This is a genomic window from Citrobacter freundii complex sp. 2024EL-00216 (assembly GCF_043945515.1).
In the GTDB taxonomy this organism is placed as follows: domain Bacteria; phylum Pseudomonadota; class Gammaproteobacteria; order Enterobacterales; family Enterobacteriaceae; genus Citrobacter; species Citrobacter portucalensis.
Genome location: NZ_JBIMRA010000001.1, coordinates 48,348 through 65,319, shown reverse-complemented (window position 1 = coordinate 65,319; position 16,972 = coordinate 48,348). Strand labels below are relative to the sequence as shown.

General features: G+C 52.0%; 12 protein-coding genes and 1 pseudogene. 4 read left to right on the top strand and 9 right to left on the bottom strand.

Features of this window, described 5'->3' with window-relative positions:
- Positions 1-37: 37 nt before the first annotated feature.
- From ompF to pncB, 3 genes and pseudogenes are all read right to left on the bottom strand, one after another.
- Positions 38-1,104, bottom strand: a pseudogene (ompF, locus tag ACHHZ7_RS00340) (porin OmpF).
- Positions 1,105-1,704: 600 nt separating this feature from the next.
- The gene (asnS, locus tag ACHHZ7_RS00335; protein ID WP_020996514.1) at positions 1,705-3,105 is read right to left on the bottom strand and encodes an asparagine--tRNA ligase; all 1,401 of its coding nucleotides are present in this window, start codon (positions 3,103-3,105) and stop codon (positions 1,705-1,707) included.
- 166 nt (positions 3,106-3,271) lie between these two features.
- Complete coding sequence (pncB, locus tag ACHHZ7_RS00330) at positions 3,272-4,474, bottom strand: nicotinate phosphoribosyltransferase (RefSeq protein WP_060682464.1); 1,203 nt, start codon at positions 4,472-4,474, stop codon at positions 3,272-3,274.
- A 266-nt stretch (positions 4,475-4,740) separates the two neighbouring features.
- Between pncB and pepN the strand changes: the two genes are divergently transcribed.
- Entirely contained in the window at positions 4,741-7,353 is a 2,613-nt protein-coding gene (gene pepN, locus ACHHZ7_RS00325; RefSeq protein ID WP_060682463.1) for an aminopeptidase N, read from the top strand.
- A gap of 96 nt (positions 7,354-7,449) precedes the next feature.
- On the opposite strand, the gene ssuB is transcribed toward pepN, so the two are convergent.
- The 5 genes from ssuB to ssuE are packed head-to-tail and all read right to left on the bottom strand — an operon-like array spanning position 7,450 to position 11,700.
- The gene (gene ssuB, locus ACHHZ7_RS00320) at positions 7,450-8,217 is read right to left on the bottom strand and encodes an aliphatic sulfonates ABC transporter ATP-binding protein (RefSeq protein ID WP_060682462.1); all 768 of its coding nucleotides are present in this window, start codon (positions 8,215-8,217) and stop codon (positions 7,450-7,452) included.
- Positions 8,214-9,005 carry an aliphatic sulfonate ABC transporter permease SsuC gene (gene ssuC, locus ACHHZ7_RS00315; RefSeq protein WP_395148419.1) on the bottom strand — a complete coding sequence of 264 codons (792 nt, stop codon included), beginning with the start codon at positions 9,003-9,005 and terminating at the stop codon, positions 8,214-8,216. Before ssuC ends, ssuB begins: the two co-directional genes overlap by 4 nt.
- A gap of 10 nt (positions 9,006-9,015) precedes the next feature.
- The gene (gene ssuD, locus ACHHZ7_RS00310; RefSeq protein WP_008784276.1) at positions 9,016-10,161 is read right to left on the bottom strand and encodes an FMNH2-dependent alkanesulfonate monooxygenase; all 1,146 of its coding nucleotides are present in this window, start codon (positions 10,159-10,161) and stop codon (positions 9,016-9,018) included.
- Positions 10,158-11,132, bottom strand: a complete 975-nt coding sequence (locus ACHHZ7_RS00305) for a sulfonate ABC transporter substrate-binding protein (RefSeq protein WP_048235698.1) — start codon at positions 11,130-11,132, stop codon at positions 10,158-10,160. Before ACHHZ7_RS00305 ends, ssuD begins: the two co-directional genes overlap by 4 nt.
- Positions 11,125-11,700, bottom strand: coding sequence for an NADPH-dependent FMN reductase (gene ssuE / locus ACHHZ7_RS00300; RefSeq protein ID WP_060682461.1), 576 nt, complete (start codon positions 11,698-11,700; stop codon positions 11,125-11,127). The genes ACHHZ7_RS00305 and ssuE overlap by 8 nt, the downstream gene beginning before the upstream one ends.
- Positions 11,701-11,943: 243 nt before the next feature.
- Here ssuE and pyrD point away from each other — a divergent pair, with 243 nt between their 5' ends.
- Both pyrD and zapC read left to right on the top strand, forming a co-directional pair.
- Positions 11,944-12,954: a quinone-dependent dihydroorotate dehydrogenase gene (gene pyrD, locus ACHHZ7_RS00295; RefSeq protein ID WP_060682460.1), complete on the top strand. Its 1,011-nt coding sequence runs from the start codon at positions 11,944-11,946 to the stop codon at positions 12,952-12,954.
- A gap of 165 nt (positions 12,955-13,119) precedes the next feature.
- Positions 13,120-13,662: a cell division protein ZapC gene (zapC, locus tag ACHHZ7_RS00290; RefSeq protein WP_003035852.1), complete on the top strand. Its 543-nt coding sequence runs from the start codon at positions 13,120-13,122 to the stop codon at positions 13,660-13,662.
- On the opposite strand, the gene ACHHZ7_RS00285 is transcribed toward zapC, so the two are convergent.
- A complete protein-coding gene (locus tag ACHHZ7_RS00285; RefSeq protein WP_060682459.1) occupies positions 13,659-14,765 on the bottom strand; it encodes a YcbX family protein in 1,107 nt (368 codons plus the stop codon). The two genes, zapC and ACHHZ7_RS00285, sit on opposite strands and share 4 nt — an antisense overlap.
- A 98-nt stretch (positions 14,766-14,863) precedes the next feature.
- Here ACHHZ7_RS00285 and rlmKL point away from each other — a divergent pair, with 98 nt between their 5' ends.
- A complete protein-coding gene (rlmKL, locus tag ACHHZ7_RS00280; RefSeq protein ID WP_003831977.1) occupies positions 14,864-16,972 on the top strand; it encodes a bifunctional 23S rRNA (guanine(2069)-N(7))-methyltransferase RlmK/23S rRNA (guanine(2445)-N(2))-methyltransferase RlmL in 2,109 nt (702 codons plus the stop codon).

The window sequence follows — 16,972 nt, the reverse complement described above, 5'->3', positions numbered from 1 at the left end:
GTCCTGTTTTATAGGCATTTAACAAAGAGGTCTGCTATTAGAACTGGTAAACGATACCGACTGCTACGGTGTCGTCAGAGCCTACGCCCAGTTTGTTGTCAGAATCGATCTGGTTGATGATGTAATCAACATAGGTGGACATGTTTTTGTTGAAGTAGTAAGTCGCACCCACTTCGAAGTAGTTCACCAGATCTACGTCACCGATACCTTCAATGTCCTTACCTTTAGATTTGGTATAGGCGAGGGACGGACGCAGGCCGAAGTCGAACTGGTACTGAGCAACCAACAGTACGTCTTCAGTTTTGTTAGCATAACCGTTAGAGATACGGGTAGCGTTACGGGTTTCGCTGTAGTTCGCCGCCAGGTAGATGTTGTTCGCATCGTACTTAACGCCAGTCGCCCACTGCTCAGCTTTGTCGCCATGGCCGCGCAGAGCCGGGTTCTGCTGGGCATCGGTACGGTCAGCCGCACCATAAGCACCTACGATACCGAAGCCGTCGAATTCGTAGCTGATAGAACCGCCAACGCCATCGCCGTTAGAGCGACGAACGTCATCACGCTCGTTTTTGCCCAGGTACTGAACGGCGAAGTTCAGGCCTTCAACCAGACCGAAGAAGTTGGCGTTACGGTAGGTTGCGAGACCGCCGTTACGCTGGGAGAAGAACTGGTCAGAAGCAGCGGTATCACCACCGAATTCTGGCAGCATATCGGTGTAACCCAGTGCATCGTATACGACGCCGTAGTTACGACCGTAGTCGAAGGAGCCCGCGTCGCCGAATTTCAGACCGGCAAATGCCAGACGAGTTTTGTTACCGTTCTGAGCGTCACTACCACCTTCGGAGTTATTGCCGCTGAACTGGTATTCCCACTGGCCGTAACCGGTCAGTTGGTCGTTAATCTGAGGAAACCAAGACGGGCGTATGTCTGATCGCCGTTAGCAGCGTAGGCATTTTCACCGTTGTGCTTGGAAAAATAGTGCAGACCAACGGCTTTACCGTATACGTCTACTTTGTTGCCATCTTTGTTATAAACTTCTGCAGCGTTAGCTGCCCCGGCTACCAGCAGAGCAGGGATAACCACTGCCAGAATATTGCGCTTCATCATTATTTATTACCCTCATCGGTTTTTATATGACACCTGCCACTGCCGCCAATAAATTCCGTCAATCAAAATTTACGGAACTATTGATGAGAGTTTGGTGTCTTTATGTGTCTGACAGGCATCTTTCCATTCAAACTACCGTTTCGCTACCGTCAAAGTGCTACAAATATAAAGATTTAGTTTCAAAAAGAAAAAATGTGTAACAAGATGTTATTTTTGTGCAACTTTGTGAACAGCGTCAAACTTCGAATGCCCCTGCGCTTAAAATTCTCGTTTTTATTTCTATTTATATGATTTTCTTATGTTTAATTTTGCTAAGGTCATTTTTTATCCGTTATGCCGGAAAGTTCGGATTTTACAGGTAACGATTTTTGGACGTCTGGAATGCCGTGCGAGAGGTTAAAAAATGTACTATTTAATCAGAAAATGCTAATCCACAATAAAATTGCTGATTATTTTTTGTGCAAATGTGTTGCGATGAAATATTACGTAACAGGTGGAGGGGATTGAAAGGTTGTGTTTAACGTGAGATGGGTATCCAGATAGCACTAAAAGGGTATAAAAAAGGCCAGCAATGCTGGCCTTTGAAACAATAACGCACGTTTAGAAGGTGGCGTTACGTGGAGTACGCGGGAACGGAATAACATCACGGACGTTCTGTACGCCGGTGACGTAAGCGATCAGACGCTCGAAGCCCAATCCGAAGCCGGAATGCGGAACGGTACCGTAGCGACGCAGGTCGCGATACCACCAGTAATCCTCTTTGTTCAGACCCATTTCCAGCATACGGGCATCCAGCACGTCCAGGCGCTCTTCACGCTGAGAACCACCGATGATTTCACCGATTCCCGGGGCCAGTACGTCCATTGCAGCAACGGTTTTACCGTCTTCGTTAAGGCGCATATAAAACGCTTTGATATCTTTCGGGTAGTTTTTCACTACCACCGGCGCTTTAAAGTGCTCTTCAGCAAGGTAACGTTCATGCTCAGAAGACAGATCCACACCCCAGTAAACCGGGTTTTCGAACTGTTTACCGCATTTTTCCAGAATGCTTACCGCGTCGGTGTAATCCACCTGCGCGAAGTCAGCGTCAATGAAACGTTCCAGGCGTGAAATCGCGTCCTTGTCGACACGTTCAGCGAAGAATTTCATATCATCCGCACGCTCTGCCAGTACGGCTTTAAACGCGTACTTCAGCATCGCTTCAGCCAGGCCTGCAACATCATTCAGGTCAGCAAAAGCCACTTCTGGTTCCAGCATCCAGAACTCTGCCAGGTGACGACTGGTGTTAGAGTTTTCTGCACGGAATGTCGGGCCAAAAGTATAAATTTTAGACAGGGCGCAGGCGTAGGTTTCACCGTTCAGCTGACCGGAAACGGTCAGGAAGGCCTCTTTACCAAAGAAGTCTTTGTCGAAATCGACTTTGCCCTGATCGTTACGCGGCAGGTTTTCCAGATCCAGCGTAGAAACACGGAACATTTCACCGGCACCTTCCGTATCGGAAGCGGTGATCAACGGAGTCGATACCCAAAAGAAACCCTGCTCGTGGAAGAAACGATGCAGAGCCTGCGCCAGCGTATGACGTACACGCGCTACCGCACCAATCATGTTGGTACGCGGACGCATGTGCGCCACTTCACGCAGATACTCAATGCTGTGACGCTTAGCTGCCATTGGGTAAGTGTCAGGATCTTCAACCCAGCCCGTTACTTCAACCTCAGTGGCCTGAATTTCAAAGCTCTGTCCTTGTCCAGGAGATGCAACGACTTTACCCGTTACGATAACTGAACAACCCGTCGTCAGGCGCAGTACGTCCTGATTGTAATTGGGCAGAGAATTATTGATGACGGCCTGTACAGGATCAAAGCAGGAACCGTCATAAACGGCGAGGAAGGAGATGCCAGCTTTTGAATCTCGGCGGGTACGCACCCATCCGCGCACGGTGACTTCGCTGTCAACGGCTACGCGGCCCTGGAGTACGTCGGCTACAGGCACAACGCTCATAATATTCTCTCTGTTAATAGTCGGATATATAAACACATGTCCACCCGTAATGGGGGGATACCTATGTTACCTGGCATCTGCAATCAGACAAGCAGAATTCGTAGCTGGAGTGAAAGATTTCGGAAATAAACGCGAAAAAGGGAGCCAAAATGGCTCCCTGGAAGGCTTAACTGGCTTTTTTGATATGCGGGAGATCGAAGGCTTTGCGCAGTGCACGAACAAATGCTTTATCGTGGCAGATGGTTTTACCCGGGCTGTCAGATAACTTCGCCACCGGTTTGCCGTTACATTCCACCAGCTTGATCACAATATTGAGTGGCTTAACCTGCGGAATGTCGCATGTTAGCCGTGTCCCAATACCAAAACTCAACTGTAAACGGGAAGAGAAGTGGCGGTAGAGTTCAATCGCTTTTTTCAGATCGAGATTATCTGAGAAGACCAGCGTTTTGCTTAGCGGATCAATACCCAGTTTTTCATAATGGGCGATGGCTTTTTCACCCCATTCCACCGGATCGCCTGAGTCATGGCGTAACCCTTGGTAGCGGGTAGCGAACTCAACGCCAAAGTCGCGTAAAAATGCGTCCATGGTGATGCAATCGGTCAATGCAATGCCGAGTTGATCAGGGTATTCATTTAACCAGGCTGCCAGGGCTACGCGCTGGCTGGTGGCAAGTTCTGGACTGATTTGCTGATGAGCCTGGAACCACTCATGCGCCTGCGTACCCATTGGGGTTAATGACAGGCGGCGGGCCAGATCGTAGTTACTGGTGCCGACAAACCAGGGCTCTTGCTGCAGGCGTTTAACGATAGCCTGCTGTACTTCGCGCGAAAAACGACGACGCGTACCGAAATCCATCAAATGGAAGCGGGACATATCGACATCTTTCGTTAAAGCAGAGAATTCTACTAGTTTGCTTTCCAGCTCATCGAGTGCCTGCGGGACGCCTGATTCAGGTGAACGGTAACGGTGTACCAGTTCGCTAATCACAGCTAACAGAGGGACTTCCCACATGATCACTTCACGCCACGGACCGGTTAAGCGGATGTTTAGCTTGCCGTTATCATTGGTGACGTGAACCTGTTCCGGGTTATAGCGGAAATCACGTAACCAGGTGAGGTAATCAGCTTTAAAGAAAGGCAGGCCGGAGAGCCACTGGTACTCATCCTCCTGCAGTCGCAGGTGCTGCATAGCATTCACCTGCTCACGAATAGAATCGGCATAAATACCGAGCAGGTCATCGCCACGGCAACGAAATTCAGCCGCTACTTGTACATCATAGTAGTGGTGAAAAACGGCTTGCTGCATATGCAACTTATAAGCGTCTGTATCCAGCAGCGAGTGCAGAACAGGAGAAGCGAATTGTGTCATAGGTGCGCAGTAGCATCCTCTCACGGGAGCGTTTAGTACAATAAACAACTAAGAAAACCGCTGGAGTATACCCTGTTTAGCGATTTATTGAACCCCGATCACACCATAAGCTCTCTTTCTGGTCGAGGGCAATTCGTGCCACGTGTTATGAAAATGTAGCAAAAAGGGTGTTTGTGCCTGAAAAGATGAACATTCTGCGTAGCGCGATTTACGCAACAGGAATAGACTGAAGCCGAGACTCTATTAAAGATGCTAAAGGTTTTTTTATGACACAACAGCCACAAGCCAAATACCGTCACGACTATCGTGCGCCGGATTACCAGATTACTGATATTGACTTGACCTTTGACCTGGATGCTGAAAAAACCGTGGTCACCGCAGTGAGCCAGGCTGTCCGTCATGGCGCGTCCGATGTGCCCCTGCGCCTGAATGGCGAAGATCTGACCCTGGTGTCGATCCACGTGAACGACGAGCCGTGGACAGAGTATAAAGAAGAAGAGGGCGCTCTGGTCATTAGTCAGTTGCCGGAACGTTTTACACTGCGTATCGTGAATGAAATTAGCCCAGCGCCCAATACCGCGCTGGAAGGGCTGTACAAGTCTGGCGAAGCGCTGTGCACCCAGTGTGAAGCGGAAGGGTTCCGCCATATTACCTGGTATCTCGACAGACCCGATGTTCTGGCGCGTTTTACCACCAAAATTATCGCCGATAAAACCCAATATCCGTTCCTGCTCTCCAACGGCAACCGTGTGGCGCAGGGCGAACTGGAAAATGGTCGTCACTGGGTACAGTGGCAAGATCCGTTCCCGAAACCGTGCTATCTGTTTGCGTTGGTAGCCGGTGATTTTGACGTTCTGCGCGATACCTTTATCACCCGTTCCGGGCGTGAAGTGGCGCTGGAACTGTACGTCGATCGCGGCAACCTTGACCGCGCGCCGTGGGCGATGACCTCGCTGAAAAACTCCATGAAATGGGATGAAGAGCGCTTTGGCCTCGAGTATGACCTCGACATCTATATGATTGTCGCTGTGGATTTCTTCAACATGGGCGCGATGGAGAATAAAGGTCTGAACATCTTTAACTCCAAATATGTGCTGGCACGTACCGATACCGCCACCGACAAAGACTACCTCGATATTGAGCGCGTTATCGGTCATGAGTATTTTCACAACTGGACCGGCAACCGTGTGACCTGCCGTGACTGGTTCCAGTTGAGCCTGAAAGAAGGCTTAACTGTGTTCCGCGATCAAGAGTTCAGTTCCGATCTCGGCTCACGCGCGGTAAACCGCATCAGCAATGTGCGCACCATGCGTGGTCTGCAGTTTGCTGAAGATGCCAGCCCGATGGCGCATCCTATCCGTCCGGATATGGTCATTGAAATGAACAACTTCTATACCCTGACCGTGTACGAAAAGGGCGCTGAAGTCATTCGTATGATCCACACCCTGCTCGGTGAGGCTAACTTCCAGAAAGGGATGCAACTTTACTTTGAGCGTCATGACGGCAGTGCTGCAACCTGTGATGATTTCGTGCAGGCGATGGAAGATGCTTCTAACGTTGATCTCTCCCATTTCCGCCGCTGGTACAGTCAGTCCGGTACGCCGATTCTGACCGTGCGTGATGACTACAATCCGTCAACTGAGCAGTACACGCTGACGATCAGCCAGCGCACGCCGGCCACGCCGGATCAGGCCGAAAAACAGCCGCTGCATATTCCTTTCGCCCTCGAGTTGTATGACAACGAAGGGAAAGTGATCCCGCTACAAAAAGGCGGGCACCCGGTGAATTCTGTACTCAACGTCACCCAGGCAGAGCAGACGTTTGTCTTTGATAACGTCTACTTCCAGCCGGTTCCGGCGCTGCTGTGCGAATTCTCCGCGCCGGTAAAACTGGAATACAAATGGAGCGATCAGCAGCTGACCTTCCTGATGCGTCATGCGCGTAACGATTTCTCTCGTTGGGACGCGGCGCAAAGCCTGCTGGCGACCTATATTAAGCTTAACGTTGCCCGTCATCAGCAGGGACAACCACTGTCGCTGCCGGTACACGTGGCTGATGCATTCCGCGCAATTTTACTGGATGAGAAAATCGATCCGGCGCTGGCGGCAGAGATCCTGACGCTGCCTTCAGTAAATGAAATAGCCGAACTGTTCGACATCATCGATCCGGTGGCGATAACCGAAGTACGCGAAGCGTTAACCCGCACGCTGGCGGCCGAGCTGGCAGATGAATTCCTCGCCATCTATAACGCTAATCATCTTGATGAGTACCGCGTTGAGCATGCCGATATTGGCAAGCGTACGCTGCGCAATGCCTGCCTGCGTTTCCTGGCCTTTGGCGAAACCCATCTGGCTGACACGCTGGTAAGCAAGCAGTATCGTGAAGCGAACAATATGACCGATGCGCTGGCGGCTCTATCCGCGGCAGTGGCGGCGCAGCTACCTTGTCGCGACGCGCTAATGCAGGAGTATGACGATAAGTGGCACCATGACGGTCTGGTGATGGACAAATGGTTTATCCTGCAATCCACCAGCCCGGCGAAAAACGTGCTGGAAACGGTACGCGGCCTGCTGAAGCATCGCTCTTTCAGTATGAGTAACCCGAACCGAATCCGTTCGCTGATCGGTGCCTTTGCAGGTAGCAACCCGGCGGCATTCCATGCGGAAGATGGTAGTGGATATCAGTTCCTGGTCGACATGTTGACTGAGCTTAATAGTCGTAACCCGCAGGTGGCGTCACGTCTGATTGAGCCGCTGATTCGCTTAAAACGTTATGATGCAAAACGTCAGGCGAAAATGCGTGCGGCGCTGGAACAGCTGAAAGGTCTGGAGAATCTCTCCGGCGATCTGTTCGAGAAGATTGACAAAGCGTTAGCCTGAAATGTTGACCTGTAGTTTAGTAGGCCGGATAAGGCGGTAACGCCGCCATCCGGCAAAAGGCCCGGTAAGCGCTACCGGGCCTGGTTTTCTGAGCGGTTATCCATGTCGAAGGATCGGTTGTTCCGTCTTGCCGCGTTTCATAACCCGGTTCAACACTTCCGCTTCCAGATCGGCTAACCGTACCGATCCCAAACGGCGGGGGCGCTGAATATCCACCGTTAAATCCAGCCCGATTTTTCCATCCTCAATCAGCAATACGCGATCGGCCATTGCCACCGCTTCGCTGACGTCATGAGTGACCAACAGTACGGTAAAGCCGTGCTCTTGCCATAAAGAAACAATCAGATCCTGCATTTCAAGGCGGGTTAGGGCATCCAGAGCGCCGAGGGGTTCGTCCAGCAGCAGCAAACCGGGGCGATGAATTAATGCCCGCGCCAGGGCCACACGCTGTTTTTGTCCACCGGACAGCGCAGCCGGCCATTCGCGAGCACGACTCTCCAACCCAACTGCGGCCAGCGCATCTCGGGCCGCATCGCGCCACTGACCTTTCAGACCCAGGCCCACATTATCGATAACCGTCTTCCATGGCAGCAGACGCGCATCCTGGAACATCATACGCGTATCATCCTGAATTTCCGCCAGTGGGGTGGTTCCGGCAAGTAATGCGCCTGAGGTCGGCGATTCCAGCCCTGCCAGCAGACGCAGCAAAGTACTTTTACCACCGCCGCTGCGGCCAACCACGGCAACAAACTGTCCGGCCGGAATATGCAAATCTAATTGATTGAGCACTGTATTGGCGGCGTATTGTTTTGTCACGGCGCTCAGCAACAGCGGTGTACCCTGGTTCAGGCGAGCGGTATTCATACGGTAGCCTCCTTTACATGGTAAGCCGGATGCCAGCGTAGCCAGACTCGCTCCAGCAATTGGGCGCTGACGTCGGCAAGTTTGCCGAGCAGGGCGTAGAGAATAATGGCCACCACGACCACATCGGTTTGCAGCAATTCGCGGGCGTTCATCGCCAGGTAACCAATACCTGCATTGGCAGAAATAGTTTCCGCCACAATCAGCGTCAGCCACATCAGCCCGAGAGCAAAACGCACGCCGACCATAATCGAGGGCAGGGCGCCGGGGAGGATCACATGAACAAACAGTGAAAAGCCGGATAATCCATAGCTGCGCGCCATTTCTACCAGCCCACGATCGATACTACGGATCCCATGCCAGGTGTTGATGTAAATTGGGAACAGCGTGCCCAACGCCACGAGAAAGATCTTGGCGGATTCATCAATGCCGAACCACAAAATCACCAGCGGGATCAGCGCCAGATGCGGTACGTTACGCAGCATCTGCACCGAGGTGTCCAGCAGGCGTTCTCCCCAACGCGAAAGACCGCTGATAAGTCCCAGTGTCAGGCCAATCGATCCACCGATGGAGAATCCGATCAGCGCGCGCCAGGAACTGATGGCCAGATGCTGCCAAAGCTCGCCACTGGCGGAAAGCGTCCAGAAAGCTTCGATAACACCTTCCGGAGAGGGCAGAATGCGAGTGGACAGCCAGCCCATTGAAGATGCGAGCTGCCAGAGCGCCACCAAACCTACCGGTAAAAACCAGGGCGCGAGGCGTAATAACCATCTGTTTTTCGGCGTTGCCATTAGCCGCTCCTTAACTTTGCGCGACTTTGCGCGGGATAAATTCGTTTGCCACCGCTTCACCTTGTTGTTGCAGGTATTGCGGCTGCGGAATTTCCGGTATAGCAACATCCAGATGCGGGAACAGCAGCTCGCCAACCTTGTATGCCTCTTCCAGATGTGGGTATCCGGACAACACAAAGCTGTCGATTCCCAGCGCGGCATACTCGTTGATACGCGCCGCGACAGTCGGACCATCTCCGACCAGCGCGGTACCCGCACCACCGCGTACCAGTCCAACGCCTGCCCACAGGTTCGGACTAATTTCCAGTTTGTCGCGTTTACCATTGTGCAGTGCAGCCATTCGCTGCTGACCAACCGAATCCGTTCTTGAGAAGGCGGCCTGGGCTTTGGCAATGGTGTCGTCATCAAGGTGGGCTATCAGACGATCCGCTGCCTGCCACGCCTCGTGGGTTGTCTCCCGTACGATCACATGCAGACGAATACCAAAGCGGATCTTGCGCCCGAGCGCCGCCGCTTTGGCTCGCACCTGTTCAATCTTCGCTTTCACCTGCTCAGGGGGCTCGCCCCAGGTCAGATAGAGATCAACCTGCTCGGCAGCAAGGTCTTGTGCGACATCAGACGAGCCGCCGAAATAAAGCGGTGGCTGGGGTTGTTGTACGGGAGGGAAAAACAGCTTCGCGCCGCGAACATGAATATGTTTGCCGTTGAAATCCACCGTTTCACCTTGCAGCAGTCGCCGCCAGACCTGAGTAAATTCAGCAGAGGCTTCATATCGTTCTGTGTGATCGAGGAACACGCCGTCGCCTGCCAGCTCCTGCGGATCGCTGCCGGTCACCAGATTAAATAACGCCCGGCCATTTGAGAGTCTGTCGAGCGTAGCAGCCTGACGTGCGGCAACCGTTGGCGAGGTGACGCTTGGGCGCAGCGCGACCAGAAACTTTAATCTCTGGGTGACCGGGATCATCGAAGCGGCGACCAGCCAGGCATCTTCGCAAGAGCGACCGGTTGGGATCAGGACGCCGGTAAATCCAAGACGATCGGCCGTTTGCGCGATTTGTTGCAGATAACTGTGATCGACCGGGCGCGAACCTTCTTCCGTTCCAAGATAATGACCGTCACCGTGGGTGGGTAAAAACCAGAACATATTCAGACTCATAATTTTTCTCCTGCCTGCTGAGTGGGTTGCCAGATACGCTGGCGAATATCGATTTTTTTCGGTACCAAACGGTTGTCATAAAACAGATCGGCGGTTTGTTGTTGCAGGGCAGCAACAGAGGCGTTGACTGGCACAATGGTGGTTGGCGGACGGTGATCCAGATAAGACGCAATCACCGGTTCGGGCAGCCCCATGGTTTTGGCCAGCAGGGTAATGCTTTGCTGGCGCTGACTGAGCGTTAACGCATCGGCCTGGCTAAAGGTATCCAGTACGCCAAGTACAAAAGCGCCATTTTTCTCGGCATAAGGACGGGCGGCGAGATAAAACGAACCGGTTTGCTTGAGGTCTGAGCCGTCCTTCAGTACGCGTACATCACCTTGCAGTAACGCGGCGGAATAATAGGGATCCCAGATAGCCCACGCATCCACGTTTCCTTGCTGAAAGGCCGCTCGCGCATCGGCGGGAGTCAGATACGTCGGTTGAATATCGGTAAATTTCAGTCCGGCCTGTTGCAGCGCCCGGAGCAGTAAATTGTGGGCGCTGGAGCCTTTCTGGAAGGCGACTTTATGTCCTTTAAGCTGCGCGACGCTCTGGATCGGGCTATTTTTTGGCACCAGAATCACTTCGGCTTTCGGTTTGGGCGGCTCGACGCCCACGTAAACCAGATCGGCCCCGGCTGCCTGGGCGAAGATCGGCGGAATGTCACCGGTACTGCCGAGATCGATACTGCCGATATTGAGTGCTTCCAGCATTTGCGGTCCAGCCGGGAATTCGACCCACGAGATTTTAGTCTGCGGATAGCGTTTCTCGAGTAGCTGATGGCTTTTGGCCAGCACCATACTGACGCTTCCTTTCTGGTAACCAATACGCAGGGCATCGGGGGCCGATTCTGCGGCATGCCCCAGCGTTGACAGCGACAACAGCCCGGTCAGTGCCAGCCATGACGTGTGACGCCTGAGAAAATCAAGCATGAGCGGCACCTCGCAGGGTGTTCAGTTGAGGAAGTTGGACATCGCGACGATGCAACGCCAGCCAGAAGGTATCGAGCGCACTGTCCAGACGCTGCTGAAGGTTGGGCGTAAACTGAGGTTTATGCTGATAATCAATCACCTGTGAATCATCGGCAAACACACCGTGCAGGATTTCCTGGGCCTTTAATGCGCTCAGTACCGGTTTCAGCGCGTAATCGACGGCAAGTAAATGCGCCACGCTGCCGCCGGTCGCCAACGGCAAAACCACTTTTCCTTCCAGCGCCCGCTCGGGGAGCAAATCGAGCAGCGTTTTCAGTGCGCCAGAGTAAGCGGCTTTATAGACCGGGGTTGCGACAATCAGCCCGTCAGCATCCTGCAGTTGTTCGATAAATGTGTTCAGCGCCGGACTGTCGAAACGGGCATAGATCAGGTCTTCCGGGGTAAAGTTGTGCAGATTCCAGTGAAAGATTTCGACATCCTGATCGTTTAGTTTTTCTCGGGCATATTCCAGTAACGCACTGGAGCGAGAAGGAAAGCGAGGGCTCCCCGCCAGAGTGATGACGCGCATAATTTCATTCTCCCCTTATAACCAATTGTTTGCTTTTAATTAACATTGATAACAATTTATGCAGTCTGGCAGAGAGGCTTTGTATATCGAAATGATTTATACGAGATAGAAAAGTTGGAAATTGAATAAAAAGGCAGGGGCGAGGAAAACGATTGCTATTTATTGCCGCAGGTCAATTCCCTTTTTGCTCGCGATCGCACATAATACGCCCCCGGTTTGCACACCGGGAATCCAGGAGAGTTCATGTACTACCCCTTCGTTCGTAAAGCCCTTTTTCAGCTCGATCCAGAGCGCGCCCATGAATTGACATTCCAGCAATTACGTCGCATTACCGGCACGCCGCTCGAAGCGCTTGTCCGCCAGAAAGTACCCGCAAAACCGGTTACCTGTATGGGGCTGACGTTTAAAAATCCACTCGGGCTTGCTGCCGGACTGGATAAAGACGGGGAGTGCATTGACGCACTCGGCGCGATGGGATTTGGTTCCATTGAGATTGGTACCGTGACGCCACGCCCTCAGCCGGGTAACGATAAACCGCGTCTGTTCCGTCTGGTCGATGCAGAAGGTTTGATCAACCGCATGGGGTTTAATAACCACGGGGTTGATAACCTGGTTGAGAACGTTAAAAAATCGCATTTCGACGGTATTCTGGGTATTAATATTGGTAAGAACAAAGATACCCCAGTAGAGAACGGCAAAGATGACTATCTGATTTGTATGGAAAAAGTCTATGCTTATGCTGGTTATATCGCGATTAATATCTCTTCGCCTAATACGCCGGGATTACGTACGCTGCAATACGGCGAGGCGCTGGACGATCTCCTGACGGCAATTAAAAATAAGCAAAACGATCTGCAAGCGATCCACCATAAATATGTTCCGGTGACGGTAAAGATCGCGCCGGATCTTTCTGTGGAAGAACTGATCCAGGTCGCCGATAGTTTAGTTCGTCATAATATTGATGGCGTAATTGCGACTAACACCACCCTCGATCGTTCTCTTGTTCAGGGAATGAAAAATTGCGATCAAATGGGTGGTCTGAGCGGTCGACCGTTGCAATTAAAAAGTACAGAAATTATTCGCCAGTTGTCTCAGGAATTAAAAGGTCAGCTGCCGATTATTGGTGTTGGTGGTATCGACTCGGTGATTGCTGCACGTGAGAAAATAGCTGCTGGTGCAACCCTCGTACAGATTTATTCGGGCTTTATTTTTAAAGGTCCGCCGTTGATAAAAGAAATCGTCAGCAATATCTGAATGCTACCTTAATCACAAACCAGGGCTTTATTTCTAGCCCTGGTTGTTTTATATTCCTTTACTGTTGCTTATTTAAACATTCTGAGCTTTTATTATTAGGGCAATAAACGAAGCGGCAAAAGGATACTGTCGTAACGGTGATGATTAAGGAAAGGAGAGAAACTGATGCGAATTAAACCCGACGATAACTGGCGCTGGTATTATGATGAAGAGCACGATCGTATGATGCTCGATTTAGCCAATGGCATGTTATTCCGTTCGCGTTTTGCTCGTAAAATGCTCACTCCTGATGCATTTTCTCCGTCAGGTTTTTGTGTTGATGACGCCGCGCTTTATTTTTCCTTTGAAGAAAAATGTCGCTACCTGGATTTAGCCAAAGAACAAAAAGCGGAACTGGTGCTTAATGCGCTGGTGGCGATTCGTTATCTCAAACCGCAAATGCCAAAAAGCTGGCACTTTGTCGCACACGGTATTAACTGGTCGCCGGTCGTGGGTGACGCAGCCTGTGTTGATTTAAGCGATACCGATGAACAGGTAAACCTGTTAGTGGTTGAGCCGGGTGAAAACGCCGCGCTTTGCCTGCTTGCGCAACCTGGCGTGGTTATCGCCGGGCGTACGATGCAGCTTGGCGATGCAATTAAAATAATGAATGACAGACTGAAACCGCAGGCCGTTGTTGACAGTTTCAGCCTTGAGCAGGCGGTTTAGCTCTCCAGCCTGATTGCTGTTTTGGGAACACAGCTACAGCACAGAATCGTTCCGTCGTCCCCCATCGCTGATTTCTTCAACGGGCTAACTTCGCCTTCTACCAGTCGAATTCGACAGCATCCGCAAATGCCTGCCCGGCATGAATAGGGAACCCGGATACCCTGGTTTTCCAATTGCTCAAGCAATACCTGTTGATTATTTCCGCGAAAGGTCTGTCCCTGCCAGTCAATAAGCACCGTGGCATCAGGTTGTTGTTCGGGTGTAGTTTCGTCTGATTCAGCCGCGCCGTACGCTCTGGCGGGGCCGGTTGCCAAAATTTCTACCTCATCGCCGACGCGAATAACGCCACTGTTACGCGCGATAAGATTCTGACCGAAATCGACATCGCCGTTATCTACCGCAGTGCGGAAGGTTTGGAGTGTGGCAAGCGGTTCACCGGATGGATGTTTCTGGCCTTTTTCCGGGCTAACTGTCGTGAAAATACAGCGGCTACAGGGTTTTGCTACATCAAAAATGACGTCGCCAATACGAATCACTTTCCAGGTATCTTCTTCCCAGGCACCAGCTCCCGAAACTACTATATTGGGGCGAAACTGTTCCATTTTGACGCTTGCCGGACAGCGCTGTTGCAGATCGCGCAGGGATGCTTCGTTGGCCAGCAGATAGGGATAACCATCAGCGAAGGATAAAGGAACATCAACATGGCGTTTTACACGGCGCGTCAGCTGCGGGCCGACCCAGCGTAACTGTACTTCACGGGAGAAAAAGCCGCTAAGCCACTGGTTGATAGCCGCTGGCGCAATACGCGCGGTAAAATGGTTTCCCCATACTTCCGTCGGCGCATCCTGGCTAGCGAAATCGGCAAATCGCACGAGCGCGCTGCTGCCATCTGGAGCTGTAAGATGCAGCCCATCGTGGAATGGGGAAGGCGTAAAACGGACCATTTGTGGGAACTGGCGGGCAGTTATGAACGTTCCGTCAGGTTCAGTGATCATAAATATGCGATCAAAGGCGAGACCGCTAATATCTGCCAGGGCATGCGTAAGCCCAATGCCGCGCATTGATTTAACCGGATGAATAAAAAGTCGGGTTAACGTGACCACTGTACAGCCCCTCGAATGAAAATAAGCCTTCAACTTTATGACATACAGCCCATATTAGCTATAATGCGCAGCAATTTTCTCGGAGTAAAAGTGACATTATGAATTCTCTGTTTGCCAGTACGGCCCGCGGGCTGGAAGAGCTGTTAAAAACTGAACTGGAAAACCTCGGCGCGCTGGAGTGTCAGGTCGTTCAGGGTGGGGTCCATTTTAAGGGCGACACACGGCTTGTTTACCAGAGCCTGATGTGGAGCCGCCTGGCCTCGCGCATTATCCTGCCGATGGGAGAGTGCAAGGTCTACAGCGATCTTGATCTGTACCTCGGCGTTCAGGCAATCGACTGGACAGAGATATTTAACCCTGGTGCTACGTTTGCCGTCCATTTTAGCGGACTGAACGAGACCATTCGTAACAGCCAGTACGGCGCGCTGAAGGTCAAGGATGCGATTGTCGATGCCTTTACCCGCAAAAATATGCCGCGTCCGAATGTGGATCGTGAATCTCCGGATCTGCGCATCAACGTCTGGTTGAACAAAGATACTGCCAGCATTGCGCTCGATCTGAGCGGTGACGGTTTGCATCAGCGTGGCTATCGCGATCGCGCGGGTCAGGCACCGATTAAAGAGACGCTGGCCGCCGCTATTGTTATGCGTTCTGGCTGGCAGCCGGGAACCCCGTTACTCGATCCGATGTGTGGTTCCGGCACACTGCTGATTGAAGCGGCAATGTGGGCGACCGATCGCGCGCCGGGTCTGCACCGTGGATACTGGGGCTTCAGCGGTTGGGCGCAACACGACGAAGCTGTCTGGCAAGAAGTTAAAGCCGAAGCGCAGGTGCGTGCGCGTAAGGGACTGGCTGACTATACCTCGCATTTTTATGGATCCGATAGCGATGCGCGCGTGATTGAAAAAGCGCGTAGTAATGCTCGCCGCGCCGGTATCGCCGATCTGATGACGTTTGATGTGAAAGATGTCGCCAAACTGAGCAATCCGCTGCCGAAAGGACCGTATGGGACGGTTATCAGTAACCCGCCTTACGGCGAACGTCTGGATAGCGAACCGGCGCTGATTGCTCTGCACAGCCTGCTGGGCCGTACGATGAAAAACCAGTTTGGCGGCTGGAATTTGTCGTTGTTCAGCGCCTCGCCGGATCTGCTCAGCAGCCTGCAATTACGTGCCGACAAGCAGTTCAAAGCGAAAAACGGCCCGCTGGATTGTGTGCAGAAGAATTATCACGTTGCAGAGACCACTGCGGACAGCAAGCCTGCCACGGTCGCGGAAGATTATGCCAACCGCCTGCGCAAGAATATTAAGAAGCTGGAAAAATGGGCACGTCAGGAAGGCATTGAATGCTATCGCCTGTATGACGCTGACCTGCCGGAATACAACGTTGCAGTAGATCGTTACGGTGATTGGGTCGTGGTTCAGGAATACGCACCGCCGAAGACGGTCGATGCGCAAAAAGCACGTCAACGCTTGTTCGACATCATTGCCGCCACGCTGTCAGTACTGGAAATCGCGCCAAACAAACTGGTGCTGAAAACCCGTGAGCGTCAGAAAGGCAAGAATCAGTATCAGAAGATGAATGAGAAGGGTGAATTCATTGAGGTAAGCGAGTACAACGCGCGCCTGTGGGTTAACCTGACTGACTACCTTGATACGGGTTTATTCCTTGATCACCGTATTGCGCGCCGCATGTTGGGGCAGATGAGTAAAGGTAAGGACTTCCTCAACCTGTTTTCCTACACCGGTAGCGCCAGCGTACATGCAGGATTGGGCGGTGCGCGTAGCACCACGACGGTCGATATGTCGCGTACCTATCTGGAATGGGCGGAACGTAACCTGCGCCTGAACGGATTGAGCGGTCGCGCTCATCGTTTAATTCAGGCCGATTGCCTGGGCTGGCTGCGTGATGCGAATGAACAGTTTGATCTGATTTTCATCGATCCGCCGACGTTCTCTAACTCAAAACGTATGGAAGATTCGTTTGATGTGCAGCGCGATCATCTGGCGCTGATGAAAGATCTGAAACGTCTACTGCGTAAAGACGGCACGATCATGTTCTCCAACAACAAACGTGGGTTCCGTATGGATCTCGACGGTTTGGCTGAACTGGGATTGAAAGCACAAGAAATTACCCAAAAAACGCTTTCCCAGGATTTTGCCCGTAACCGTCAGATCCACAATTGCTGGCTGATTACCGCAGCCTGA

Excerpts from the sequence above, each read along its gene's own strand:
- pepN (WP_060682463.1), top strand. The coding sequence starts at position 4,741 with ATGACACAACAGCCACAAGCCAAATACCGTCACGACTATCGTGCGCCG.
- zapC (WP_003035852.1), top strand. The coding sequence starts at position 13,120 with ATGCGAATTAAACCCGACGATAACTGGCGCTGGTATTATGATGAAGAG.
- rlmKL (WP_003831977.1), top strand. The coding sequence starts at position 14,864 with ATGAATTCTCTGTTTGCCAGTACGGCCCGCGGGCTGGAAGAGCTGTTA.
- pncB (WP_060682464.1), bottom strand. The coding sequence starts at position 4,474 with ATGACACAATTCGCTTCTCCTGTTCTGCACTCGCTGCTGGATACAGAC.
- ACHHZ7_RS00305 (WP_048235698.1), bottom strand. The coding sequence starts at position 11,132 with ATGCTTGATTTTCTCAGGCGTCACACGTCATGGCTGGCACTGACCGGG.
- pyrD (WP_060682460.1), top strand. The coding sequence starts at position 11,944 with ATGTACTACCCCTTCGTTCGTAAAGCCCTTTTTCAGCTCGATCCAGAG.
- ssuD (WP_008784276.1), bottom strand. The coding sequence starts at position 10,161 with ATGAGTCTGAATATGTTCTGGTTTTTACCCACCCACGGTGACGGTCAT.
- ssuC (WP_395148419.1), bottom strand. The coding sequence starts at position 9,005 with ATGGCAACGCCGAAAAACAGATGGTTATTACGCCTCGCGCCCTGGTTT.
- ssuB (WP_060682462.1), bottom strand. The coding sequence starts at position 8,217 with ATGAATACCGCTCGCCTGAACCAGGGTACACCGCTGTTGCTGAGCGCC.
- ssuE (WP_060682461.1), bottom strand. The coding sequence starts at position 11,700 with ATGCGCGTCATCACTCTGGCGGGGAGCCCTCGCTTTCCTTCTCGCTCC.
- asnS (WP_020996514.1), bottom strand. The coding sequence starts at position 3,105 with ATGAGCGTTGTGCCTGTAGCCGACGTACTCCAGGGCCGCGTAGCCGTT.